Here is a 23,924-nt window from a genome sequence, read left to right as displayed (position 1 = left end):
ACTTACGCCCCTACGGCTTCGCCAGTGGATTTGAAGACGCGCACTTTCTTGTCGCCTTCAACCTTGAAGCCAATGCGATCAGCTTTTCCAGTGGCTGCGTTATAGATCGCAACATTGGAAACATTAATAGCGGCTTCTTTCTCAACAATCCCACCAGGAACGCCCATTTGCGGATTAGGCTTCTGGTGTTTTTTGACGGTATTGATGCCAGCGACGATCACCTTGTCATTCGGTAAAACGCGAACAACCTTGCCACGCTTACCTTTGTCGCGACCGGCGATAACAATTACTTCGTCATCACTTTTAATCTTGCGCATTTGTCTGCCCTCGACTCTCCGACTCTGCTGAAGTACTTAAAGTACTTCAGGTGCCAGAGAAATGATTTTCATAAATTTCTCGCCACGCAACTCACGAGTCACGGGTCCGAAAATACGTGTACCAACTGGAGCATCTTGGGCGTTCAGTAGCACAGCAGCGTTATCGTCGAACTTGATCAATGAACCGTCCTGACGACGCACACCTTTCTTGGTGCGTACTACTACCGCCTTCATCACCTGGCCTTTCTTCACTTTACCGCGAGGAATTGCTTCCTTTACGGTAACTTTGATGATGTCACCCACGGCTGCGTAACGACGGTGAGAGCCGCCAAGCACCTTGATGCACATGACACGGCGTGCGCCGCTATTGTCAGCTACATCTAAGTAGGATTCTGTTTGAATCATCGTCCGTCTCCGAAACTATTTAGGTCGCTAGAAATCGTTAGATTTCAGTAGCGCGCTCTTCGATTTTTACCAAAGCCCAAGACTTGCTTTTAGACAGCGGGCGCGACTCTGCGATAGTCACGGTGTCGCCCATCTTGGACTCATTGTTTTCGTCATGCGCTTTAAGCTTAGATGACTTACTCACATACTTGCCGTAAAGCTCGTGCTTAACACGACGCTCGATCAGCACAGTAATGGTTTTATCCATCTTGTCGCTGACAACTTTGCCGGTCAGCGTACGAGCCAGTTTATCTGCCTGAGTCATCGTTAGTTACCTGCCTTTTGTCTAAGCGCCGTCTTGATGCGAGCAATATCTTTACGAGCCTGCGACAACAAGTGCGTCTGATTCAATTGACCAGTCGATGCTTGCATACGCAGCTTGAATTGCTCTTTCAGCTGTGCAAGCAACTCGTTGTTCAGCTCTTCAACGGACTTTTCCCGGAGTTCTGAAGCTTTCATCACATCACCGAACGTTTAACGAATGTTGTATTAATAGGCAACTTTGCCGCGGCCAAGGCGAAGGCTTCACGGGCCAACTCCTCACTAACACCGTCCATTTCATACAGGACTTTGCCTGGGCAAATCTGTGCCACCCAGTATTCCACGTTACCCTTACCTTTACCCTGACGAACTTCCAGAGGTTTTTCGGTAATTGGTTTGTCCGGGAAAACTCGGATCCAAATTTTACCGCCACGCTTAATGTGGCGAGTCATTGCACGACGGGCCGCCTCAATTTGACGTGCAGTAATGCGACCGCGCCCTGTGGCTTTTAATCCAAAGTCGCCAAAGCTAACCTTGGAGCCGCGATGGGCTAAACCGCGGTTGCGGCCTTTCTGTTGCTTGCGAAACTTCGTACGCTTCGGTTGCAGCATCTTGCGTACCCCTTACTTAGACTTTGAGCCTTTTTTCTTAGGTGTCGTTTCCGGTTGAACATCACCGATAACTTCGCCTTTGAAAATCCAAACTTTAACGCCAATAATCCCGTAGGTTGTTGACGCCTCTGCGGTGTTGTAGTCGATGTCGGCACGCAATGTGTGCAACGGCACTCGACCTTCGCGGTACCATTCAGAGCGTGCAATCTCAGCACCTCCAAGACGGCCACCTACCTGAATCTTGATACCCTCGGCACCCTGACGCATGGCGTTTTGTACGGCGCGCTTCATAGCACGGCGAAACATAACGCGGCGTTCGAGCTGAGAGGCAACACCCTGGGCTACCAGAGCCGCATCCAGATCAGGCTTGCGAATCTCTTCAATATTGATATGGACAGGTACGCCCATTAGCTTGCTGACTTCAGCACGCAGCTTATCAACATCTTCACCTTTCTTACCGATCACAATACCCGGACGAGCCGTGTGAATAGTGATACGCGCAGTGTTAGCTGGGCGCTCGATATCAACGCGGCTAACCGATGCACTGGCCAGCTTATCTTGAATGTACTCACGCACTTTCAGATCGGTGTTGAGTTTATCTGCGTATTCGTCATTGCCGGCATACCAAGTAGAGGTATGGCTTTTGACGATACCCAGACGAATACCTGTCGGATGTACTTTCTGTCCCATAACGCCTGCTCTCTTACTGGTCGGCTACTTTTACGGTGATATGACAAGTGCGCTTGATAATGCGATCAGCACGACCTTTAGCACGAGGCATGATGCGTTTCATGCTCATACCCTCATCTACAAAAACTGTAGATACTTTCAACTCATCAACATCAGCGCCTTCATTGTGCTCTGCATTAGCAATAGCAGATTCAAGCACTTTCTTAACTATCGCAGCGCCCTTTTTTGGACTAAAGCCCAAAATATCAAGAGCATCTTCAACGCCTTTTCCACGAATTTGATCTGCAACCAAACGCGCTTTCTGCGCCGACAGACGAGCACCGCGTAACTTTGCTGCTACTTCCATCGTATTACCTCGTTAGGCACTTAGCGCTTAGCGCTTTTTAGCTTTCTTGTCTGCAACGTGACCGCGATAAGTGCGGCTTGCTGCAAACTCGCCCAATTTGTGCCCAACCATCTCTTCGTTGATCAGGACTGGCACATGTTGACGCCCGTTGTGTACCGCCAGAGTCAAGCCAACCATCTCCGGAAGAATCATGGAGCGGCGAGACCAGGTTTTGATCGGGCGACGATCATTTTTTTCGATCGCTGCTTCGATCTTCTTAATCAGGTGAAGATCGATAAAAGGACCTTTCTTCAGTGAACGTGGCACTGTTGCTTCCTCTTTTGGTTGTTAGGTCGTCAATTAGCGCTTATCGCGACGACGAACAATCATCTTGTCGGTACGCTTGTTCTTGCGCGTTTTATAACCCTTAGCCGGAGTACCCCAAGGTGAAACCGGATGACGGCCACCAGAAGTACGGCCTTCACCACCACCGTGCGGGTGATCTACCGGGTTCATGGCAACACCACGAACGGTCGGGCGAACACCGCGCCAGCGTGTAGCGCCAGCCTTACCCAATGAGCGCAAGCTGTGCTCACTGTTTGATACTTCACCCAATGTGGCACGACACTCGCTCAGTACGCGGCGGGTCTCACCGCTACGCAAACGCAAAGTGGCATATACACCATCACGGGCAACCAAGTTGGCAGAGGTACCAGCAGAGCGTGCAATTTGCGCACCCTTGCCAGGCTTAAGCTCTACACAGTGAACCACACTACCGACTGGAACGTTGCGCAGCGGCAAAGTGTTACCCACTTTGATTGACGCGGCGTCGCCAGACTCAATTTTGTCACCAGCAGTCAGACCTTTAGGAGCAATAATGTAGCGACGCTCACCATCGGCATAACAAACCAGCGCAATATGTGCAGTACGGTTCGGATCGTACTCAATGCGCTCAACAGTCGCCGGAATACCGTCTTTGTTACGACGGAAATCAACCAGACGATAGTGTTGCTTGTGACCACCACCAACGTGGCGGTTGGTAATCCGACCGGCATTATTACGACCACCGGATTTGGATTTCTTTTCCAACAGGGGCGCGTAAGGCGCACCTTTGTGCAAGTCCGGGCTGACAACGCTTACTACAAAGCGGCGACCGGGCGAGGTTGGTTTACGTTTTACAATAGCCATTGCAACAGTCCCCTTACTCAGCTACCGCAAAGTCGATGTCCTGACCTTGCTCAAGGCGTACGTATGCTTTTTTCCAGTCACTGCGCTTGCCGAGACCGTAGCGTGTACGCTTGGTTTTACCTTTAACGTTCAAAATGCGAACTTGCTCGACTTTAGTATCGAACAGCGCTTGAACAGCGGCCTTCACTTCTAGCTTGGTAGCATCCGAGGCGACTTTAAAAACCACCTGATTGCCAGTTTCGCCAGCAGCTGCAGCTTTCTCAGAAACCACAGGGCCTAACAAGACCTTATAAATGCGCTCTTGATTCATCCCAGGATCTCCTCGAATTTCTTCATCGCAGGCACGGTCACAACCACTTTGTCGAAGCGAATCAGGCTAACCGGATCAACTGCGGCAACGTCGCAAACATCAACCTTATGCAGGTTGCGCGAAGCCAAGTACAAGCCTTCACTAACATTCTCAGTGACTACCAGCGCTTCAGACAGGCCGTATTGACCTAACTTTTGCACCAGAGCTTTGGTTTTTGGCGCTTCAAGATCGAAGTCCTCAACCACCACCAGACGATCCTGACGGTTTAGCTCAGACAAAATGCAACGCAGTGCAGCGCGGTACATTTTCTTGTTTAGCTTTTGCTCAAAGCTGCGTGGCTTAGCGGCAAACGTTACGCCACCGCTGCGCCAGATTGGGCTGCGGATGGTACCAGCACGAGCGCGGCCAGTACCTTTTTGGCGCCAAGGTTTTTTACCACCACCGGCAACTTCAGAGCGAGTCTTCTGGGCCTTGGTACCTTGACGGGCGCCAGCCATGTAGGCGACAACCGCTTGGTGAACCAGGTCCTGATTAAATTCTTTACCGAAGGCTACCTCAGATACTTTCAAGGTACCGTTGGAGCCGCCGGGAGTTACAATATTTAATTCCATGGTCGTTTCCCCTCGGACAACTATGCGTTGGTGCGCGCTTTAACTGCTGGACGCACAATGACGTCACCACCCGGAGCTCCGGGGATGGCACCTTTGACCAACAACAGATTGCGTTCGGCATCAACTCTAACCACTTCTAGATTCTGAACAGTTACCTGCTCATTACCCATCTGGCCAGCCATTTTTTTGCCCTTGAAGACGCGGCCCGGGGTCTGACATTGTCCGATCGAACCGGGTGCACGGTGAGATAGAGAGTTACCGTGAGTAGCGTCTTGCATGCTGAAATTCCAGCGCTTTACGCCACCTTGGAAACCTTTACCTTTGGAGGTACCGGTAACGTCGACAATCTGGCCTGCTTCAAAAGCAGCCACAGTCAACTCACCACCGGCTTCAAAACTTTCTTCTGAGTTGTTGCGCAATTCCCACAAACCACGGCCAGCCTCATTGTTAGACTTGGCGAAATGACCTGCAGCAGATTTGCTAACGCGGGAGGCACGACGAGACCCTACGGTTACTTGCACTGAGCTGTAGCCGTCGGTTTCTACATTCTTAACCTGAGTGATGCGATTGGGAGAAACCTCAATCACAGACACGGGAATGGAAACACCATCATCGGTAAATATACGAGTCATACCGCTCTTGCGGCCGACAATACCAATCGTCATCTTACTAACCTCTATAGTGTACGGGGCTGTTACCCGCTATGGCCGCCCATTTCAGAGCGTTACACACGACCGGACTGGAATGCCCGGTCAACATTTACTTTTTAACCGAGACTAATCTGAACCTCAACGCCTGCAGCCAAATCTAGCTTCATCAGGGCATCTACAGTTTTTTCAGTAGGCTCAACAATATCGAGCAAACGCTTATGTGTACGAATCTCGTATTGATCACGCGCGTCTTTGTTAACGTGCGGTGAAACCAATACAGTGAAGCGCTCTTTGCGAGTCGGCAAAGGAATAGGGCCGCGCACTTGGGCACCTGTTCGCTTAGCGGTCTCTACGATTTCCTGAGTCGAAGAATCGATAAGCTTGTGATCGAAAGCCTTCAGGCGAATCCTAATGCGTTGATTCTGCATGTGAACCAAACTCCAGTCATATACTTTAAAGAACAAACCATCTCGGCAAGACCACCAGGGCCCGTGCAAAATGGAGGCGCAATCTTAATGATCGACCGCCACCCTGTCAACAACAAAACCGAAAAAACTGATAATATTTTAACCAGCCGCGACAAACACCCCCGCAACCACTCAAACTTTCGCAAACATCCACACGATTCACCCCCAACCGCCAACAACAAAGGCCGGCGCCACGAAGACCAAACCGCCGCACCGCTGCGCAAAGGCACAGCCAGGCTGCATATAAAAGGCACAGCCAGGCTGCATATAAATGAAAGAGGATACACAGACATTAAAAAGGCGCCAGAGCCAAGCTCAGGCGCCCAGAGGGCAAGCCGCAAACGGCAACAACCTAGCGAGATACTCGCTCAGCCGCGTACACAGCGACGCAAAGCCCTAATCGATGGCACGCAGAATACTTTCCACCATTTTTTTAGCATCGCCAAACAACATCATGGTGTTGTCATTAAAAAACAACTCGTTTTGCACCCCGGCATAACCCGCCGCCATCCCACGCTTAACAAACAGTACAGTCTTAGCGCGCTCGACATCCAAAATAGGCATACCAAAAATTGGGCTCGCGGGATCCGTTTTAGCAGCCGGATTAGTCACATCATTGGCGCCAATCACAAACGCCACATCGGCCTGCGAGAACTCACTGTTAATATCTTCAAGCTCAAAGACCTCATCGTAAGAGACGTTAGCCTCAGCCAGCAGCACATTCATATGCCCCGGCATCCGACCGGCCACCGGATGAATGGCATAACTTACCTTCACACCCGCTTTTTTAAGCTCATCGCCCATCTCCCGCAGCGCATGCTGAGCTTGCGCTACCGCCATACCGTAACCCGGCACAATAATAACCGAACCGGCGTTTTTCATAATAAAGGCGGCATCATCGGCACTACCTTGCTTAACCGGCCGATCGTCAACCTCACCACCCGCTGCAGCGGCCGAACTATCGCCCCCAAAACCGCCAAGAATAACGCTAAAAAAGGAGCGGTTCATGGCTTTGCACATAATATAAGAAAGAATAGCGCCCGACGAACCCACCAGTGCGCCCGTCACAATCAACGCATTATTGTGCAACGTAAAGCCAATGCCTGCCGCCGCCCAGCCTGAGTATGAGTTAAGCATGCTGACGACCACCGGCATATCGGCACCCCCAATCGGGATAATCAGCAAGAAACCCAACACAAAAGCCAGCGCCACCAGCGACCAAAACACCCAAGGCGACTGATCGAAACAGAAGTAGACCACCAGCGCGAGCGCCAGCAAGCCAAGCAGCGCATTGAGCCAATGCTGACCGACAAACGTAATCGGCCGCCCAGACACCAACCCTTGCAGCTTGGTAAAAGCGATAATAGAGCCTGAAAAAGTAATGGCGCCGATCATCGCCCCAAGACTCATCTCGACTCGGCTCGCCACATAGATATCACCAGCACTACCAAGCAAACCAAAAGATGCCGGATGAGAGTATGCAGCGCCCGCGACCAACACGGCCGCCAACCCCACCAGGGAATGAAACGCTGCCACCAGCTGCGGCATAGCCGTCATAGCGATGCGGGAGGCGATAATGAGACCAATTGCCCCACCCGCGACAACAGCGACCAAAATCCACGTATACGACTCGATCTCCGGACTCAGCACCGTGGTTGCCACGGCTATCGCCATACCAACCATACCCATTGTATTACCAGCGCGAGACGTTTCGGGCGATGACAGCCCGCGAAGAGCCAGAATAAACAGTACTGCGGCCACCAGATAGGCGAGCGCCGTCACATTGGCTTGTAATTCCATAAGTCCCCCTTACTTCTTCTTTTTATACATGGCCAGCATACGCTGGGTAACGGCAAAGCCACCAAAGATATTGACCGAGGCAAGCATAACGGCCACAAACCCCAACACTTTGGCCAGGCTCGTACCCTCTGGGCCAGCGGCAATCAGCGCACCCACCACAATCACACTGGATATCGCATTGGTCACCGCCATCAAGGGCGTGTGCAGTGCCGGCGTGACACTCCAGACAACGTAGTAACCGACAAACACCGCCATCACAAAGATGGACAACTGAGAGATAAAATCACCGTGCATAACCGCCTCCTATTATTGTTCTGCTTGCTCGACAAACGCCGAATGAACCACCCGACCATCGCGAGTCAAGGTGGCCGCCGCCAGGATTTCATCGGCAAAATCTAACGCCAAGCCGGCTGGAGCACCCTCCTCAGCCTTGACCAGCGGCGTCAGGTAATTGAGCAAATTCTTGGCGTACAGCGCACTGGCATCGGCAGCGAGACGACTGGGCACATTAAAATGACCCACCACTTTAACGCCGCCCACATTTACCACCTCACCCGGCTTAGAGGCGGTACAGTTGCCGCCCTGCTCGACCGCCAAATCGATAATAATCGACCCCGGTCGCATACTGGCCACCATCTCGTCATTCACCAATGTTGGCGCCTTGCGCCCGGGAATCAACGCGGTACAAATCACAATATCTTGCGTCTTTATAGTAGTCGCCACTAACTCCGCCTGGCGACGCTTAAAGTCATCGCTCATTTCTTTGGCGTAGCCGCCAGCGGTTTCAGCCTCGCGAGTCTCCTCGGAGTCCACCATCACGAACCGGCCACCCAAACTCTCGACCTGCTCTTTCGCCGCCGGCCGCACATCAGTCGCCGAAACAATGGCGCCCAATCGCTTGGCCGTTGCAATAGCCTGCAAACCGGCAACCCCTGCCCCCAGCACCATCACCTTGGCCGGCGCCACTGTGCCGGCAGCGGTCATCATCATCGGCATCGCCCGGTCGTACTCGTAAGCGGCATCCAGCACCGCCCGGTAACCGGCCAAATTACTTTGCGAGCTGAGCACATCCATACTCTGAGCACGACTAATACGCGGCACAAACTCTAGCGCCATCGCCGTCACACCTGCGGCAGCATAAGCGGCGACAGACTCAGGATCATTAAAAGGGGAGAGAACACCCAACAGCAGCGCCCCCTTAGGGATAAGCGCCAGCTCATTGAGCTCACCCTCACCAGCGACAAGCGGACGCTGCACCTTGAGCACGACATCAGCCCCCCGATAAAGCGCGGCCAGATCGGCCTCGACGGTGGCGCCGGCATTAATATACAGCTCGTCCGACACCTGACTCTCAAGCCCGGCGCCAGCCTCAACAACAACCTCAAAACCTAAACCAATGTACTTTTTAACGGTATCCGGTGTGGCCGCCACGCGTCTTTCATGGGCACGACGCTCCCTTGGCACGGCTATTTTCATAGACTTACCCTCTATTGTTATTAGCATGAAAGTATTACTTGAATGTAGGCGCGGGATTGGCAATCCGCAAGCGCCCACCTCATTAGAAATGAATTACACGACAGCGCCGATCTTCCAGGGGTTAAACTCCGCATCCCCATAACCCAGCTCTTCACTCTTGGTTTGCTCGCCCGAGGCGATCGCCAGCAGCTGCTCAAAAATTTTCTGACCCAAGGTTTCTAGCGTCTCATCGCCATCAGTTACGGCGCCACAGTTGATGTCAATATCATCCTGCATGCGGCGATAAACCGCCGTATTGCTCGACAACTTAACGCTCGGCACCGGCTTGTACCCAAAAGCCGAACCGCGCCCCGTAGTAAAAGCCACCACATTGGCACCCGAGGCCACCTGACCGGTCACGGAGACAGGATCAAAACCGGGGCTATCCATAAACACCAGTCCTTTTTCGACTACCGGCTCGGCATACTGATACACCGCGGTCATGGTGGTCGAGCCACTTTTAGCCTGAGCCCCCAAAGACTTTTCTAAAATAGTCGTCAAGCCACCTGCCTTGTTGCCCGGCGAGGGGTTGTTATTCAGCTCAAACCCATTCGTGCTGGTGTACTCCTCCCACCAACGGATTCGCTCCAACAATTGCTCCGCCACTTCAGGCGTGGCAGAGCGCTGGGTCAACAAGTGCTCCGCGCCATAAATCTCAGGCGTCTCAGAGTAAATCACCGTACCACCGTGACGGATCAAAATATCGCCCGCAACACCGAGAGCCGGGTTGGCTGTAATCCCACTCATGGCATCACTACCACCGCACTGCACTGCCAGCACCATCTCTGAGGCCGGGCAAGACTCACGAGTCGCCTCATTCACTTTGGGCAACATGGCACGCACATACTCCACACCTTGCTCGACAGCGTTGCGGGTACCGCCCACGTTCTGAATATTATAGGCCTTAAACAACTCAGACTGGGACAGGCCGGCCTGCGCCAACACTCCGTCGACCTGCATGGTTTCGCAGCCGAGCCCGACCAGCAATACGCCGCCAAAATTAGCGTGCGCGGCATAACCTTCAAAGGTGCGCTGCAAAATCTCGTAACCCTCACCCTCGGCACGCATACCGCAGCCCGATTCGTGAGTAAGCGCGACCACACCGTCAACATTAGGGTAATCGTCTAACGCGCCCGGATAACTAAAGCTAGCGGCAATTTGCTTGGCCACGGTTCCCGAGCAGTTAACCGTCGTCAGGATACCGATATAGTTGCGGGTACCCACCTTGCCGTTAGCACGGCGATACCCCTGAAAATGCGCCTGCTCCGCCTCGGGTACGTAAGCCGTTTTTTCCGCGTGCCGGCAAAAACCGTAGTCCTTGGCAAAATCACCCACAATACAGTTGTGAGTGTGTACATGTTGGCCGGCGTCAATGTCGGCAGCTGCGTACCCAATAAATTGCCCGTACTTGATGATCGCCTCACCCTGCTTAATGGGCTCGACCGCAAACTTATGCATTTCGGCAATCGGCTCTGCAATGACAACCTGGCGCCCACCGACATCGAGCAAGCCTTCAACCGCCAAGTCGCAAACCGCAATCGCGACATTATCGTTTTGATGCAAGTGAATGAACTTACTCACAACCACCCCTAGTTTCTTGTCTGTATTCAGAATTTCTTTTGCGGCTTGACGCAACACATCACACCACAACAACATGGCTGCAAAGTTAACAGGTAATTGGTCAGACCGCAATATTATTTTGGTATGACTAAAAAACAAAACGCTCCCCTTGAGTGGCATAGCCATTCTTGCTAGAATCAGTCAGTCAAACTTTCATATAATGAAGCGTGAACCCATGAACGTATCTATAGACACCGGCAGACTGACCGGTGGCCGACTCTACCAACGTGTAGCCGAGCAGTTAGCCGCGGTCATCAATGGCGGTGAATACCCCCCAGGCTCACGCTTACCAGCCGAGCGCAAGCTCGCCGAACGCTTTGAGGTCAGCCGCCCCACAGTGCGCGAAGCCATTATCGCCCTTGAGCTTGCCGGCTTTGTCGAGGTTCGCGGCGGCTCCGGGGTCTACGTGTGCGACGGCAACAAAGACACACTCGCCAGCAGCACCCTTGACGTCGGCCCATTTGATATTTTGGAAGCGCGCATTTTATTTGAAGGTGAGGCCGCCGAACTGGCCGCCAAAAAGATCACCGACGAAGAAATGGCCGAAGTACGTCAAGCCCTGAGCGACATGGTGACCGAAAACGAAGGCGAGCCCATCTGTGAAAAAGCCGATGAAAACTTTCACATGCTGATCGCACGCGCCACTAAAAACGACGCCATCATCTCCGTTTGCAGCCATTTGTGGGCACTGCGCAACAGCTCGCCGGTATCCGCCCGCATCCTCGAGAAAGTGCGCCAAGCCGGCTCCAAGCCTCGCATTGAAGAACACCACGCTATTCTTGAAGCGCTAGAAACACGCAACGGCCCCGCCGCACGCGCCGCCATGCGCGAACACTTGACGCGCGTCATCCAGCAACTGCTGGATGCCACCGAAGCCGAGGCCGTAGAAGAAGCCCGACGCAAAGTCATGCACAGCCGCGAGCGCTTTAACCTAATCGATTAACCCCACGCAAAGCCCGGTGCTTTACCAGCGGCACCGGCACCTCCTTCCCTCTGCCTGACAAAAAACCTTCATTGGTATTACCAAAAACAGTATTTTGCGTTAACCTTACGCCACCAATAACGAATGCTAAACACAGGGTTAACCATGAATAAGTTGACGCGACGCACCACCCTTAAAGGCCTGGCAGCACTTCCAATCGCCGGCTGCGCCACACACCACACGACCCAAAGCAGCGCAAGCACCAGCGCAGCCCCCTGGCACCTAGCGGACCAGATCGTAGCGCAAATCACGACCCCAACCTTTCCCAGCCGCGACTTTCCTATTACCCAATTCGGTGCGGTCGGTGACGATGCCACCGACTGCAGCGACGCGATCAAAGGCGCTATTGAGGCTTGTCACAACGCGGGCGGCGGGCGGGTCGTAGTGCCAAACGGCACCTTCTTAAGCGGCCCGATCCACCTACTATCAAACGTTAACTTGCACTTGCAAGCCGGCGCCACCATCGCTTTTTACACCGACCCTAAACGCTTCTTACCTGAAGTCTTAACCCGCTGGGAAGGCGTAGAGTTTATGGGCTATTCCCCGCTCATTTACGCGTTCGAGCAAAACAATATCGCCGTAACCGGCAAGGGCACGCTCGATGGCCGCGCCAACGAGACGACCTGGTGGCCCTGGAAAGGCAACGAAGAGTGGGGCAAACCCGGCTTCCCCAGCCAAAAGCCCGGCCGCGATAAGTTATTTGCCGATGCCGAAGCCGGCGTCCCACCAGAAGACCGCCACTATGGCGACGGTTTTTACTTTCGGCCGCCGTTTGTGCAGCCCTATCGCTGCCAAAATATTCTTATCGAAGACGTCACCATTGTTGCCGCCCCCTTCTGGCTGCTAAACCCGGTGCTCAGCGAGAACGTCACCGTGCGCGGCGTCACGCTAAAAAGCCTGGGTCCCAACTCCGACGGCTGCGACCCCGAAAGCTGCAAGAACGTCTTGATTGAAGACTGCCACTTTGACACCGGGGACGATTGCATCGCCATCAAGTCGGGCCGCAATGCCGATGGCCGGCGCATCAACACCCCCACCGAGAACGTCGTTATCCGCAACTGCGAAATGCTCGCCGGCCACGGTGGCGTCGTCATTGGCAGCGAGATCTCCGGCGGCGTACGCAATGTATTTGCCGAAAACAACACCATGAGTAGCCCCGACCTTGAACGCGGCTTTCGCATCAAGACCAACTCGGTGCGCGGCGGCGTGCTAGAACACCTCTATGTGCGCAACTGCACCATAGGCACCGTCAAAAATGCGATTGTCATTAACTTTCACTACGAAGAAGGCGACGCGGGCAACTTTGACCCAACGGTACGCCATGTAGAGGTCAACAACCTCACCTGCGAAGAAACCGGCCAAGTCTTTCAGGTACGCGGCTTTGAGCGGGCGCCCATTACCGACCTACGCTTTATCGACTGCAAGTTCAAGCATGCCGATAAGCCAGGGGTCATCGAGAATGTCGACGAGCTCGTCATTGAGAACGTCTCCATCAACGGCAAAACCTTTAAAGCCTGATAGTCACCTCGACCAAAAGCGGCCCGACCAATTTGGGCCGCCCACTCCCAAAGCCCTGTACCACCCACCAACCAAGACTCACATCGCCGACCGTCGCATTAATAAACATTTTTTATAAATAAAAAACCCTACCCCTAAGCGACAAAAATAGCCAATTAGATCATACAATAACCGCAAAACAACGCCAGATTGGTAATGCAGAAACTATTGATTGGTCTGCCAAACTATGCGACTATCATCCGGCTACCAGAATAATTGGTCTATGCAATACAACTTGCTTAACTACAAAACCGGAATGATGGGGATAAAATAATGAATAGTCCTAATGTAAAACCACTGGTTGCTGCGATTGCCCTAGCAACGGCAGCAACAACGTCCTATGCCCAGGACAACAATACAGATGGCGCACAATTGCTGGAAGAAGTCGTGGTCACTGGCTTCCGGGCCGCTCAAGCAGCCGCTCTCGACATCAAACGGGAATCTGCGAACAGCGTTGAAAGTATCGTCGCTGAAGATGTAGGCAAAATGCCAGACCTGAACCTTGCAGAGTCTTTGCAGCGTCAGCCCGGTGTTGCGATTACCCGTGAAGGCGGTGAAGGTCGTAACATTACCGTCCGCGGCCTTGGCCCACAATATACCCGCGTTACCCTCAACGGGATGGAAGTTCCCGCCAGTAGCGGCGGTCTGGATTCATCCGGCGGTGTAAACCGCGGCCGCTCATTTGACTTTAACGTTTTCAGTGCAGACCTCTTTCGCCGCATGGATATCAACAAAAACCAAGTTGCCAGCATCGAGGAAGGCGGTCTGGCATCAACGGTTGAATTATATTCACTGCGTCCGTTGGACAATGCAGGCCTGTTCGCCACCGGCTCACTGCAAACCAATTACAATATTCACACCGGTGAAACCGACCCGCTTGTCTCTGGCGTGGTGAGCAACTCGTTTATGGATGACAAGGTTGGCGTTTTGCTTGGTGTTAACTACGCCAAACGTAACGTGCATCAGGAAGGTTTTGGAAGCGTGCGCTGGACCGGCCCTGTTGACAACTTTCGCGGCGACGACCCAGCGGGATATGGCTGGGGCGATAATCCTGATGTTGTGATTAACGGCACTCCGAATCCGGGCGCCAATTACCCCGACTACCAAGACATCCAAGGCGATTACCCTAATCTGGATCCGATTGACTATATGTGGGCACCGCGTTTGCCTCGTATGGATTCTTTCAACCACGAGCAAGAAAGAACGGGTGTATTGGCAGCTATTCAAGCTCAGCCTACCGACAAGCTGGACATGAATTTAACTCATATGATGTCTGAGCTAGAGTCTGACGTAAACTCCTACAACTACTTTGCTCAGATCCGTAACCTTCACAACACAATTGTTCCCACGGAAGTGACCCTGGATCCATCGGGGCGTTACATCACTGCGGGTACATTTGAGAATGTTCAACCTCGCTCCGAAAGCCGTGGCCAGTTTTCCAATAGTGAATTCACGCAAACTGTTGCCAATATAAGCTACGACTTTACTGACACACTTAAGCTGGACGTCATGCTTGGTTCGGCAGAATCTGAGCATAACGAGCAGCAGTATCGCTACAACCTGACCGCCACACAAGGCCACACATTCAGCTATTCCTTTTTGGAAGACTCTGATATCGCCGAAATGGAATACGGATTCGATACTCTCGATCCATCTAACTACGAGTTTACCGGCCCCACGCACCGCGATGAGACCGTTAAACGCGAAAACCAAACCTTTAAGGTCGACCTGACCTGGGAGTTTGATGATAACGGCTCCAACCTTATGGCCGGTGTTATCGCCAATGACCGCACCATTGACTCACGCTTTACCGACGATGCAGCTAACTTAACGTCACCAAACGCGCCAAGCGCCACGAATACCAACAGTTTGTCTGATGTTGTGGATAATTATGGTGATGGCATTGATGGCCCTGGAGGGTTCCCCACAAACTTCCTGGTTGCAGATTTCGATGTGGTTCGCGGCGAATACAACGCTGGACAATGGAATGAAGAGCCCAACGACAGCCGGACCTATGTAGTGTCAGAAGACACTCTGGGCGCTTATGTTGAAGGTAATTACTTTGTCGGCAACTGGCGCCTGAATGGTGGTGTTCGATTCGTTGAAACTACCGTAAACGGCAACAAGAGTCTGGAAGGCGAGCAGAGCTACACCAATACACTGCCTGCGATTAACATCACTTATGAGCCCATTGAAGATGTGTTACTGCGTGCGGCGTACTCGCAAAATATTGCTCGCCCCAACCCTCAGAACCTCGCCGGGGCATTCAGCTATACCCCAATCAATGGCAACTTTAGCGTAGATAACCCCGGCCTTAAGCCGGAAAAAGCCGACGCGATTGACCTAGCCGTCGAATGGTATTTTGCTCCCGAGTCCTATGTAGGTTTGGCCCTGTTCCAGAAAGAAATCTCTGATGCAATCACCTCAATCAACAGAGAAGACTACCTTCCTCAAGTGTTCCAGGACGCTATTGCTCAGGATCCAGTGTATGATCCGAACGATCCAGCATATGATGCAAGTGCGATCCCACCGGATAGTGTTTGGAACATTTCTGAGTCCACCAATGCATCCGAGGTTGATGAAATCCGTGGGGTTGAGGTAGGTTTTAATTATGTATTGCCTATGGGTCTTGGCTTCCTTGCTAACTACACTTATATTGACAGTGACGCCCTAATCACCGGTTTGTCCGAAACCTCCTACAACTTAGGCGCTTTCTACGAAAACGAAACTTGGGCGGCAAGGCTGCTGGTTAATAGCCGAGATGACTACATCACAAGTTACTCCGGCTCCAACGCGAACGCTGAAGAAGCGACCACTGGACCTACCCGCGTGGACTTCTCTAGCTCTTATACCATTAATGAGCATTTTGATCTGACTCTGGAAGTGATCAACTTAACCAACGAAAAAGAGCGCTTGTACACCACCGGCCCCATCGGTGATTTAGACTTGGTTCGTGAATACAACACCACTGGTACAGAGGTGTTGTTTGGTATTCGTGCCAGCCTCTAATTCCAAGTTGCTGCCTCCACCAAAAACGCCGGCACTTGCCGGCGTTTTTTTGTCCGTATATTTACGATCTTATCATGGCACCTCTTGAGCCGATGGTAGAAAGCATCTATCTAGATGATGAGTACTATTGTTCTCAAGCCTAATGGCATAGGTAGTTATAATGCTAATAGCCGTCAACCCAGCCGGGAAATAGGCTACGAACAGGGCGGGAGCTATTCTTTCCGCTGGAATGTAAAAGCTGGAAAAATCTTCAAACGATAACACTCTGGGAGAACTCAATGAGAATTTTATTCCGAGCACTGGCAGCTTTGGCTTTATGGGTGGGCCTATTGGCCTCAGCTCAGGCAAACTCCAAAACCGACGACTGGGCGATGATGGATGAGATCTTGGCCAATATCGAGCTGCCAAACATCCCCAACCGGGAATTTGTCATTACGGATTTTGGTGCTGAAGCAGGCGGTAAAAAGGATGCGTTGCCTGCCATCAAAGCCACTATTAGAAAGGCTGTAGCTGAGGGCGGGGGCCGGGTTGTAGTACCGGCGGGAACCTTTTTGTGCAATGGGCCGATTCACTTAAAAAGCAAAATTGACCTGCACTTAGCCAAAGGCAGTAAAATTTTATTTTCCGCTAAAACCGAACATTACCTGCCTATCGTAAAAACCAAATGGGAAGGTACGGAAGTAATGGGTTATTCGCCCTTAGTCTACGCCGTCAACGTACATGACGTTGCCATTACCGGGCCCGGCATACTGGACGGCAACACCAAAAGCCATTTTAAGAAATGGCATAAGAAGCAGAATAATGACATTCATAAGCTGCGCACCATGGGCTCTACCGGTGTACCACTGGAACAGCGCATTTTTGGCAAAGGCACATATCTGCGTCCGGTGTTCGTACAGTTTATAGACGCCGAGCGTGTGTTGCTGGACGGCTACAGCATAATCAACGCACCCTTCTGGATCAACCACTTGGTGTACACCCAATCAGCCACCGTGCGTAACCTGAATGTGGATAGCCATTTCCCCAACAATGACGGTATTGATGTGGAATCCAGCTCCAATGTGTTGGTGGAAAACAACTACTTCCGCACCGGGGATGACTCGGTAGTGGTGAAATCCGGTCGCGATCTAGATGGTCGCACTATTGGCATCCCCAGCACCAATGTGGTGGTACGCAATAATGATATGGGTGGCGAGGACGGCATTGGTCTGGGCAGCGAGATGTCCGGCGGCATTAAAAATGTGTTTTTTACCGACAACATTCTGCGTAAAGGTTTATCGGCATTCCGTTTTAAATCCAATCTGGATCGAGGCGGCTTGGTAGAGAATGTTCGGGTACGCAACTTTACTGTAGAAGCTTTTGACACCCTTTTCTGGTTTCAAATGAACTACCCCAGCAAACTCGGCCTGAATTTCCCGTCCACTTACCGCGATATTGTGTTTGAAAATATTGTGGTGGAAAGTGCCGGTACATTTTTGGAAGTACACGCCCCGGCTGCCGCACCATTAGAAGATGTAACCTTCAAGAATATTGTGGTGAAATCCGTCGAAACACCATTAATTCTAGAAAATGCCAAAGACCTGCACTTTGAGCAAGTGCGTATTGGTAACCAGGTGGTGAACGGCAGCCTTAGCTGGCATGCTAAGCAGGACTAGCTTTCAGACACTAGACACCCTTTGCAAGAAATGAGGCGAAGTTGAACGTCTTACGCCGTCTGGAAAAGCGCGACTTACTGGCACGTGATGCAAAGAATACTTGGTTAAGCTGGAAGAGGAGAAGGCGATGTGCTCACGCAACTAGAGGCTTCGTCGGCCACCTATCGCACCGCCACCGGCTCTCGACTGGGTAGCAGGGCCCTTCACCCGGCAAACCCTGTCTGGCCAAGAGGGTCATCAATCAACGACCAGCAAGTCCATACTGCCACGCTACTACAAATGCCCAAGCACGTTAGCAAGCCCGGCCCTCAAGGGGCCGGGTGCCCAAACTATCGTCGTCCACTGAGGGCGCCAGGTCAACCTTCTTCAACCCACCATCTTACTCACAAAAAAGGTTCTTATGAATGTGCAAGATCAAACCACTTATTGAGTTTCCAATACTCTAGAGAACCTAAATTGGTAATGCAGAAAAAGTTGTCTGGTTTACCAATCTATGCCATTATTGGACCGTCAATATTAACAGTGTTGGTCAAAGCAATTTTAAAAATAACCAGCCGATACAGGTTCTGGTTACGCCTGCAACTAACCATCAATGTGGGGATATAACAAGGAGTTAGCTTAACAACTGAACCTGTCCACACGGTGGATAGGCTTATGAATTAGCACTTACTCCATTAAGGCACTCAGCGCTTCGGGGTGTCTAGGCAAGCTCTAGATGTTTTTAAGTGACAATGGGGACCTAAAACGGAGCCACTTGTTATCGGCGATCCGTTGCTAGTGGAGTCTCAAGGCCTATTTTAGAGCGCCGTAAAAGCAGAATCATTGCAGCCGAGCGAACCGTATTCGTCAGGCCGGACAGGGCTCTGGGGTGAAGGCGAGAGCACGCCCGACCTTACTTCCCCTTCCTCTGTTTCAATCTCTAACCCGTGCATCAATAACAACAGGTAATCACTATGCCCAAACACGCATCTCTTACCGCGCTGGTTGCGCTGAGTTCGCTGGCGTTAACCGCCTGTCAAAAATCGGAAGCCCCAGTACCCGAGGCAGCTCCCGCAGCCAAGCCTCAAAGCCGCGCAGCTAGCACGGCTTCCAAGGCAATCGCGACCATCACGCTCAGCAACCCATCGGACTTTAAACGCACCGACGAGCCCTACCGCGTTAGCTTCGACGAACTGGGGCTTGCCAACTCGGCCGCGACGGGACTTGGTATTAAACTAAACGGTCAGGCAATTGCCAGCCAGGCGATCGACACCGATAGCGACGGCAGCCCTGACAGTTTATTTACCCTGCTCGACATTAATGCCGGCGCCAGCGTTACACTAAACGTGTTCACCGATATGGAACCAGTTGCCGGGCCCAAACGCGCGCAGGCAGAGATCTCCAAAAAAACCGGCGGCAGCTGGCAAGAAGACCCGGAAAAACCCGGCAAACAAATTTATGTCGGCGGACAATTTACCAACGTGGATAAGCTAACGCCGCCGTCACAACACACAGATCACTCCTATTTTATTCGCTACGAAGGCCCCGGCATCGAATCAGACTTAGTGGGCTACCGCGTCTACCTCGATTGGCGCAATGGCTTTGATATTTTTGGCAAGTATACCCACGACATGGTGCTACAAAATGTTGGCCAAGATGGCTTTGACTCCTACCACGAACCTTCCGATTGGGGCATGGACATCCTCAAGGTAGGCAGTTCGGTGGGCTCGGGCGGCTACGGGTTTTGGAACGGTGAGAGTGTCGATCGCGTGTCTAAAGTCGACGGTTGGGACGCTCGCATCCTCGACAACGGCAACCTTTATTCGGCCTTTAACATCGACTACAAAAACTGGCAGATCAACAACCAAAACGTCAACTTAAGTGCCACCTTATCAATGCACGGTGGCAGCCGCTTGGTTCATACCCAGCTAAAACTCGATCAACCGCTGGAGAACTTAGCCATCGGCATCGTCAAGCACCCGGGTACTGAGTTGATTGAAGGCGAAGTTAACATCACCGGCAAGGCCTATACCTATGTCGCCAGCTGGGGCAAACAAACCCTCAACGACGACCACTTAGGCATGGCGTTATTGTTTAGAAAATCAGACCGCGAAACACAAACGACCGACGAGCACAACTATGTATCGGTTATGGATGTCGCGGGCGAAGATGTGGATTACTACTTTTTAGGCGCCTGGGAGGGCGAGAAAGACGGCATCAAAAACCGCGAAGCGCTGGTTAACTATCTAGAGCGCGAAGCTGAAAAGCTAACACTACCACTGCGCGAGCAGATCAGCACAGCCCGCAGCGAAGCGCAAAAATCTTACCCGGTGAGTGCCGACGAGGCGCTTAACTGGAGCAAACGTTTGGCCGACTCCGAGCTTGAACGAAAAACCATGGGCTACCATCACGGCGGCTGGGACGTAAACCGCGAGCGACTGCCAAAGTTTGAGTACGACATCGTCGGTTTATTACCCATGGCCTACGACGAGCTAAACAAAGTAGCGCCAGCCAAGAAGTACGCCGATGTTATGCCTATGGTGACTGGTAGCTTTATTAACGATAAAGGCGAGATTGCCCGTTACAAGCTCAGCAACTATAACATCGACTCCGTCGCCCCTGGTCGCAACTTAATTCGCCTGTACGAGAAAACTGGCAAAGAGAAATACAAAATTGCTGCAAGCACACTGCACAAGCAGCTTGAGCAACAACCTAAAACGGCTGAGGGCGCATTCTGGCACAAACAGAAATACGACAGCCAATTGTGGCTCGACGGCGTCTACATGGGTATGCCTTTCTTCGCCCATTACGTCGAGCTGTTCGATAACGGCCAAGGCATTGAGGAAGTCGTTAACGAATTTGTGCTAACCCGCAAGTATTTGCGCGATGCACAAACCGGCCTTTACTACCACGCTTGGGACGAAAAAAAGCAACAAGATTGGGCCAACCCAGAAACCGGTCTATCCGGTTATTTTTGGGGCCGCGGTATGGGCTGGCTCGCCATGGCAGTGGTTGATGTGCTGGACTATATTCCCAAGGAGGATACCGAGCACCGCCAACCGCTGTTAGACATGATCAATGAAATGGCCGCCGACCTAAAGACATACCAAGACCCGGACAGCGGCGTCTGGTGGCAGATCATGGACAAGCCTGATGCGACCGGTAACTACCTTGAGTCGAGTGCCAGCTCCATGTTTACTTACTTTTATGCTAAAGCCATCCGCAACGGCTATTTGGGCGATGAGTACCAGCCTGTGGCGCAAAAAGCGTACGACGGTTTAATTCGTGAGTTTATCACCGTTCACAGCGACGATGCGGTTAGCCTGACTAACATCTGTTACGTCGCCGGCCTCGGTTTTGGTCGCGACGGCAGTTATGGTTACTACATGAGCGAGCCAGTCATTGCCAACGACCCCAAAGGCACCGCACCATTTATCTTGGCCGGTATCGAAATGCACAAGCTTTTACAACCGTGAAATTTGCACCGTAAATAGGTATCAACATGAATATTATTGAAGAGCGCTTTGCTGTTCATAAAGACGACTTCAAACACTACGACACCGAGAAGCTGCGCCAGCACTTTTTGATCGAAAAGATCTTTGCCGCCGACGAAGTACTGTTTGTTTACACCCATTACGAGCGCATTATGGTCGGCGGAGCCATGCCCATTGCGCAAGCCGTACCATTAGAGCCGGTGTACCAGCAAAAGGCCGATTATTTTTTACAGCGCCGCGAGATGGGCGCCATCAACGTCGGCGGTAAAGGCTCTATTACCGTCGATGGCGAGCGCTATGAAATCGACACCAAAGAGGCCTTATACATAGGCCGTGGTGCCAAAGAGGTTATTTTTGCCAGCGACAGCGCCGATCAGCCCGCGAAGTTTTACCTAAACTCCGCGCCAGCGCACCACGCCTACCCTCACAAAAAAGTCGGCATGGGTGACGCCAATGTATTGGAAATGGGTGCCTCGGAAACCTGTAACGAGCGCAAAATTAACCAGCTGCTCATCAGTAGCGTGGTTGAGACCTGCCAGTTGCAAATGGGGATGACCGAGCTGCAACCGGGAAGCATTTGGAACACCATGCCGGTACACACCCATAGCCGCCGCATGGAGGCTTACTTTTATTTTAATATTCCTGAAGAGCAAGCCGTTTGTCACTTTATGGGCCCTGCCGATGAAACTCGGCATATTTGGGTGGGTAACGAGCAAGCAGTTGTCTCACCGCCCTGGTCTATGCACTCAGGTGTCGGCACCGCGAACTATACATTTATCTGGGGTATGGCGGGAGAGAACCTCGATTACACCGATATGGACTTTCACAAGCCTAACACCCTGAAATAACCACAGGATTTACTATGTCTACTGAATTATTCTCTCTTAAAGGCAAGGTAGCACTCGTTACTGGTGCAACCCACGGGCTCGGGATGGCGATGGCCATGGGGCTTGGCAAAGCTGGCGCCACCTTGGTAATTAATGGTCATTCGTCGCAAGAAAAAGTCGATGCGGCGCTTGCCGACTATCGCGCAGCGGGCATCACCGCCCACGGCTATCTATTTGATGTTACTGACGAACAACAAACGGAAGCCGCCGTTGCAAAAATTGAAAGTGAGGTCGGCCCGATTGACGTGCTGGTTAACAACGCCGGTATTATCCGCCGCACGCCATTGCTGGAGATGGAGCTGGCCGAGTGGGAGCAAGTCATCAAGACCGACTTAACCGGCGTATTCACTATGACCAAGCCCGTGGTCGCGCGCATGGTTGAACGTGGCACCGGCGGCAAAGTTATTAATATTTGCTCAATGATGAGTGAATTGGGACGCAGCTCGGTGGGCGCTTACGCCGCCGCTAAAGGCGGGCTTAAAATGCTCACCCGCAACATGGCCACCGAGTGGGCCAAGCATAATGTTCAGGTCAATGGTATTGGCCCTGGCTATTTTGCCACGAGCCAAACAGAGCCTATTCGCGTCGACGGCAACCCAATGAACGAATTTATTATTAGCCGCACACCCGCGGGGCGCTGGGGCGATCCGGATGATCTGCAAGGGGCCACCGTATTTCTCGCCTCCAATGCCTCCAACTTTGTCACGGGACAAATTGTCTACGTTGATGGCGGCATACTGGCGACTATTGGTCGACCAGCCAACGAGCAGTAAAATTTGCCACGGCACGCGCTCAATACGCGTGTGCCGTGTTTACTAGCGCTTTAACCACGTCTCGGCGGCGGCGCGGTCTGCGCGGGCAAACGCTTTTATCTCTAGTCCGGGAATTAACATCCCTTCTAATTCGCTAATTTTTTGCAGCCACGATTGATCGGCCAATACCGCCGCACGATCAAAGCGGCGAATCAACCCCAGCATTGCGGGCATCCGCATAAACTCGGCCAGTATTGCGCGTGGCTCGGGCATTTTAAACTCGACAATGTCATAGAGCATCGTGCCATGTTGAACTCCCTCGGACTTTGATTTCAGCTCATCCAAGCCCCGCTCCATTTGCTCTTTGCCAAGCCTACCACTCAAACTGATGTCCAAATGGTGCTCACCTTTTTTCTCAATAACAAACATAATCGCTCCTTTAAAATACCGCAGCGTGATCACATAAATATTTACCATCGCGATACACCAGCACCATCTCGGCCACAAATTCGCCGGGCGCTTTGGTAAAGTACTGGCGCCAGACGATAGCAGCCGAATCTGGCCGGCGAAAAATCGCCACCAAGTCACGCCGGGCAAAAAAGCCTTTTTCGGCTTGGTACTTCTCACACACATCACGCAAATAATCAGGCATCACCACACGCTTTAAACGGTCGGTAAAGTCCCGAGTGTGGCGCGCGTGATCAATGTCCGTCGAGGCGGCCATTAAGTTATCCATAATGGGGTTGGCAACGGCTAAGATGTCCTCATCGACGGCGGCTTCAAAATCCATAACTGTATAC

26 protein-coding genes are annotated in these 23,924 nt (G+C 52.1%); 7 read left to right on the top strand and 19 right to left on the bottom strand.

The window, feature by feature from the left end; all coding sequences use genetic code 11:
- Positions 1-2: 2 nt before the first annotated feature.
- The 17 genes from rplX to ACGHAD_RS02965 form a co-directional block, all read right to left on the bottom strand.
- Positions 3-317, bottom strand: a complete 315-nt coding sequence (gene rplX / locus ACGHAD_RS03045; RefSeq protein ID WP_339617648.1) for a 50S ribosomal protein L24 — start codon at positions 315-317, stop codon at positions 3-5.
- Positions 318-353: 36 nt separating this feature from the next.
- A complete protein-coding gene (gene rplN, locus ACGHAD_RS03040) occupies positions 354-722 on the bottom strand; it encodes a 50S ribosomal protein L14 (protein ID WP_041522380.1) in 369 nt (122 codons plus the stop codon).
- A 37-nt stretch (positions 723-759) separates the two neighbouring features.
- On the bottom strand, positions 760-1,026 hold the full coding sequence (rpsQ, locus tag ACGHAD_RS03035; RefSeq protein WP_339617647.1) for a 30S ribosomal protein S17: 267 nt from the start codon (positions 1,024-1,026) through the stop codon (positions 760-762).
- A 2-nt stretch (positions 1,027-1,028) separates the two neighbouring features.
- Positions 1,029-1,220: a 50S ribosomal protein L29 gene (gene rpmC, locus ACGHAD_RS03030; protein WP_041522378.1), complete on the bottom strand. Its 192-nt coding sequence runs from the start codon at positions 1,218-1,220 to the stop codon at positions 1,029-1,031.
- Complete coding sequence (rplP, locus tag ACGHAD_RS03025; protein ID WP_041522377.1) at positions 1,220-1,633, bottom strand: 50S ribosomal protein L16; 414 nt, start codon at positions 1,631-1,633, stop codon at positions 1,220-1,222. The genes rpmC and rplP overlap by 1 nt, the downstream gene beginning before the upstream one ends.
- 12 nt (positions 1,634-1,645) lie before the next feature.
- Positions 1,646-2,323, bottom strand: a complete 678-nt coding sequence (gene rpsC, locus ACGHAD_RS03020; protein WP_339617646.1) for a 30S ribosomal protein S3 — start codon at positions 2,321-2,323, stop codon at positions 1,646-1,648.
- 13 nt (positions 2,324-2,336) lie between these two features.
- A complete protein-coding gene (gene rplV / locus ACGHAD_RS03015) occupies positions 2,337-2,669 on the bottom strand; it encodes a 50S ribosomal protein L22 (protein WP_339617645.1) in 333 nt (110 codons plus the stop codon).
- A gap of 27 nt (positions 2,670-2,696) precedes the next feature.
- Positions 2,697-2,975 (bottom strand): 30S ribosomal protein S19, encoded by a 279-nt coding sequence (gene rpsS, locus ACGHAD_RS03010; protein WP_041522374.1) that lies wholly within the window; start codon positions 2,973-2,975, stop codon positions 2,697-2,699.
- A gap of 33 nt (positions 2,976-3,008) precedes the next feature.
- Positions 3,009-3,836 carry a 50S ribosomal protein L2 gene (rplB, locus tag ACGHAD_RS03005; protein ID WP_339617644.1) on the bottom strand — a complete coding sequence of 276 codons (828 nt, stop codon included), beginning with the start codon at positions 3,834-3,836 and terminating at the stop codon, positions 3,009-3,011.
- A gap of 13 nt (positions 3,837-3,849) precedes the next feature.
- The gene (gene rplW, locus ACGHAD_RS03000) at positions 3,850-4,146 is read right to left on the bottom strand and encodes a 50S ribosomal protein L23 (RefSeq protein WP_041522372.1); all 297 of its coding nucleotides are present in this window, start codon (positions 4,144-4,146) and stop codon (positions 3,850-3,852) included.
- The gene (gene rplD, locus ACGHAD_RS02995) at positions 4,143-4,757 is read right to left on the bottom strand and encodes a 50S ribosomal protein L4 (RefSeq protein ID WP_339617643.1); all 615 of its coding nucleotides are present in this window, start codon (positions 4,755-4,757) and stop codon (positions 4,143-4,145) included. The genes rplW and rplD overlap by 4 nt, the downstream gene beginning before the upstream one ends.
- 20 nt (positions 4,758-4,777) lie before the next feature.
- A complete protein-coding gene (gene rplC / locus ACGHAD_RS02990; protein WP_339617642.1) occupies positions 4,778-5,422 on the bottom strand; it encodes a 50S ribosomal protein L3 in 645 nt (214 codons plus the stop codon).
- A gap of 101 nt (positions 5,423-5,523) precedes the next feature.
- A complete protein-coding gene (gene rpsJ, locus ACGHAD_RS02985) occupies positions 5,524-5,835 on the bottom strand; it encodes a 30S ribosomal protein S10 (protein ID WP_215975681.1) in 312 nt (103 codons plus the stop codon).
- 435 nt (positions 5,836-6,270) lie between these two features.
- Positions 6,271-7,674 (bottom strand): NAD(P)(+) transhydrogenase (Re/Si-specific) subunit beta, encoded by a 1,404-nt coding sequence (locus tag ACGHAD_RS02980; RefSeq protein WP_382417424.1) that lies wholly within the window; start codon positions 7,672-7,674, stop codon positions 6,271-6,273.
- Positions 7,675-7,683: 9 nt separating this feature from the next.
- Positions 7,684-7,968, bottom strand: a complete 285-nt coding sequence (locus ACGHAD_RS02975) for an NAD(P) transhydrogenase subunit alpha (protein ID WP_339617640.1) — start codon at positions 7,966-7,968, stop codon at positions 7,684-7,686.
- A 12-nt stretch (positions 7,969-7,980) separates the two neighbouring features.
- Positions 7,981-9,150, bottom strand: a complete 1,170-nt coding sequence (locus ACGHAD_RS02970) for a Re/Si-specific NAD(P)(+) transhydrogenase subunit alpha (protein ID WP_382417422.1) — start codon at positions 9,148-9,150, stop codon at positions 7,981-7,983.
- 93 nt (positions 9,151-9,243) lie between these two features.
- Positions 9,244-10,770 (bottom strand): UxaA family hydrolase, encoded by a 1,527-nt coding sequence (locus ACGHAD_RS02965; RefSeq protein WP_382417420.1) that lies wholly within the window; start codon positions 10,768-10,770, stop codon positions 9,244-9,246.
- Positions 10,771-10,984: 214 nt separating this feature from the next.
- On the opposite strand from ACGHAD_RS02965, the gene ACGHAD_RS02960 reads away from it, so the two are divergent.
- From ACGHAD_RS02960 to ACGHAD_RS02930, 7 genes are all read left to right on the top strand, one after another.
- Positions 10,985-11,752 (top strand): FadR/GntR family transcriptional regulator, encoded by a 768-nt coding sequence (locus ACGHAD_RS02960; protein WP_339617636.1) that lies wholly within the window; start codon positions 10,985-10,987, stop codon positions 11,750-11,752.
- Between the two features lie 144 nt (positions 11,753-11,896).
- Positions 11,897-13,309 (top strand): glycoside hydrolase family 28 protein, encoded by a 1,413-nt coding sequence (locus ACGHAD_RS02955; protein ID WP_382417418.1) that lies wholly within the window; start codon positions 11,897-11,899, stop codon positions 13,307-13,309.
- Positions 13,310-13,621: 312 nt separating this feature from the next.
- Positions 13,622-16,357 carry a TonB-dependent receptor gene (locus ACGHAD_RS02950; RefSeq protein WP_382417416.1) on the top strand — a complete coding sequence of 912 codons (2,736 nt, stop codon included), beginning with the start codon at positions 13,622-13,624 and terminating at the stop codon, positions 16,355-16,357.
- A 278-nt stretch (positions 16,358-16,635) separates the two neighbouring features.
- Positions 16,636-18,012, top strand: coding sequence for a glycoside hydrolase family 28 protein (locus ACGHAD_RS02945; protein WP_382417414.1), 1,377 nt, complete (start codon positions 16,636-16,638; stop codon positions 18,010-18,012).
- 953 nt (positions 18,013-18,965) lie between these two features.
- Positions 18,966-21,467, top strand: a complete 2,502-nt coding sequence (locus ACGHAD_RS02940; RefSeq protein WP_382417412.1) for a glycoside hydrolase family 88 protein — start codon at positions 18,966-18,968, stop codon at positions 21,465-21,467.
- Positions 21,468-21,493: 26 nt separating this feature from the next.
- Positions 21,494-22,333 (top strand): 5-dehydro-4-deoxy-D-glucuronate isomerase, encoded by an 840-nt coding sequence (kduI, locus tag ACGHAD_RS02935; RefSeq protein ID WP_382417410.1) that lies wholly within the window; start codon positions 21,494-21,496, stop codon positions 22,331-22,333.
- A gap of 14 nt (positions 22,334-22,347) precedes the next feature.
- Positions 22,348-23,145, top strand: a complete 798-nt coding sequence (locus tag ACGHAD_RS02930) for a gluconate 5-dehydrogenase (protein WP_339617631.1) — start codon at positions 22,348-22,350, stop codon at positions 23,143-23,145.
- A gap of 42 nt (positions 23,146-23,187) precedes the next feature.
- Here the strand turns inward: ACGHAD_RS02930 and ACGHAD_RS02925 are convergent, their stop codons facing one another.
- Both ACGHAD_RS02925 and ACGHAD_RS02920 read right to left on the bottom strand, forming a co-directional pair.
- On the bottom strand, positions 23,188-23,553 hold the full coding sequence (locus tag ACGHAD_RS02925; RefSeq protein ID WP_382417408.1) for an STAS/SEC14 domain-containing protein: 366 nt from the start codon (positions 23,551-23,553) through the stop codon (positions 23,188-23,190).
- 10 nt (positions 23,554-23,563) lie between these two features.
- Positions 23,564-23,914 (bottom strand): hypothetical protein, encoded by a 351-nt coding sequence (locus tag ACGHAD_RS02920; protein ID WP_339617629.1) that lies wholly within the window; start codon positions 23,912-23,914, stop codon positions 23,564-23,566.
- Positions 23,915-23,924: the final 10 nt, after the last annotated feature.

Origin of the sequence: Gilvimarinus japonicus, assembly GCF_042847215.1 — a bacterium.
In the GTDB taxonomy this organism is placed as follows: Bacteria; Pseudomonadota; Gammaproteobacteria; order Pseudomonadales; family Cellvibrionaceae; genus Gilvimarinus; species Gilvimarinus japonicus.
The sequence above is the reverse complement of the archived record's forward strand: the minus strand, read 5'-3'. Positions and strand labels throughout refer to the sequence as shown.

Excerpts from the sequence above, each read along its gene's own strand:
- ACGHAD_RS02945 (WP_382417414.1), top strand. The coding sequence starts at position 16,636 with ATGAGAATTTTATTCCGAGCACTGGCAGCTTTGGCTTTATGGGTGGGC.
- ACGHAD_RS02940 (WP_382417412.1), top strand. The coding sequence starts at position 18,966 with ATGCCCAAACACGCATCTCTTACCGCGCTGGTTGCGCTGAGTTCGCTG.
- rplC (WP_339617642.1), bottom strand. The coding sequence starts at position 5,422 with ATGACGATTGGTATTGTCGGCCGCAAGAGCGGTATGACTCGTATATTT.
- kduI (WP_382417410.1), top strand. The coding sequence starts at position 21,494 with ATGAATATTATTGAAGAGCGCTTTGCTGTTCATAAAGACGACTTCAAA.
- ACGHAD_RS02930 (WP_339617631.1), top strand. The coding sequence starts at position 22,348 with ATGTCTACTGAATTATTCTCTCTTAAAGGCAAGGTAGCACTCGTTACT.
- rpmC (WP_041522378.1), bottom strand. The coding sequence starts at position 1,220 with ATGAAAGCTTCAGAACTCCGGGAAAAGTCCGTTGAAGAGCTGAACAAC.
- ACGHAD_RS02970 (WP_382417422.1), bottom strand. The coding sequence starts at position 9,150 with ATGAAAATAGCCGTGCCAAGGGAGCGTCGTGCCCATGAAAGACGCGTG.
- rplV (WP_339617645.1), bottom strand. The coding sequence starts at position 2,669 with ATGGAAGTAGCAGCAAAGTTACGCGGTGCTCGTCTGTCGGCGCAGAAA.
- rpsJ (WP_215975681.1), bottom strand. The coding sequence starts at position 5,835 with ATGCAGAATCAACGCATTAGGATTCGCCTGAAGGCTTTCGATCACAAG.
- rplX (WP_339617648.1), bottom strand. The coding sequence starts at position 317 with ATGCGCAAGATTAAAAGTGATGACGAAGTAATTGTTATCGCCGGTCGC.
- ACGHAD_RS02980 (WP_382417424.1), bottom strand. The coding sequence starts at position 7,674 with ATGGAATTACAAGCCAATGTGACGGCGCTCGCCTATCTGGTGGCCGCA.
- ACGHAD_RS02920 (WP_339617629.1), bottom strand. The coding sequence starts at position 23,914 with ATGGATTTTGAAGCCGCCGTCGATGAGGACATCTTAGCCGTTGCCAAC.
- rplW (WP_041522372.1), bottom strand. The coding sequence starts at position 4,146 with ATGAATCAAGAGCGCATTTATAAGGTCTTGTTAGGCCCTGTGGTTTCT.
- rplP (WP_041522377.1), bottom strand. The coding sequence starts at position 1,633 with ATGCTGCAACCGAAGCGTACGAAGTTTCGCAAGCAACAGAAAGGCCGC.
- ACGHAD_RS02925 (WP_382417408.1), bottom strand. The coding sequence starts at position 23,553 with ATGTTTGTTATTGAGAAAAAAGGTGAGCACCATTTGGACATCAGTTTG.
- rplB (WP_339617644.1), bottom strand. The coding sequence starts at position 3,836 with ATGGCTATTGTAAAACGTAAACCAACCTCGCCCGGTCGCCGCTTTGTA.
- ACGHAD_RS02950 (WP_382417416.1), top strand. The coding sequence starts at position 13,622 with ATGAATAGTCCTAATGTAAAACCACTGGTTGCTGCGATTGCCCTAGCA.
- rpsQ (WP_339617647.1), bottom strand. The coding sequence starts at position 1,026 with ATGACTCAGGCAGATAAACTGGCTCGTACGCTGACCGGCAAAGTTGTC.
- rplD (WP_339617643.1), bottom strand. The coding sequence starts at position 4,757 with ATGGAATTAAATATTGTAACTCCCGGCGGCTCCAACGGTACCTTGAAA.
- rpsC (WP_339617646.1), bottom strand. The coding sequence starts at position 2,323 with ATGGGACAGAAAGTACATCCGACAGGTATTCGTCTGGGTATCGTCAAA.
- rplN (WP_041522380.1), bottom strand. The coding sequence starts at position 722 with ATGATTCAAACAGAATCCTACTTAGATGTAGCTGACAATAGCGGCGCA.
- ACGHAD_RS02975 (WP_339617640.1), bottom strand. The coding sequence starts at position 7,968 with ATGCACGGTGATTTTATCTCTCAGTTGTCCATCTTTGTGATGGCGGTG.
- ACGHAD_RS02955 (WP_382417418.1), top strand. The coding sequence starts at position 11,897 with ATGAATAAGTTGACGCGACGCACCACCCTTAAAGGCCTGGCAGCACTT.
- ACGHAD_RS02960 (WP_339617636.1), top strand. The coding sequence starts at position 10,985 with ATGAACGTATCTATAGACACCGGCAGACTGACCGGTGGCCGACTCTAC.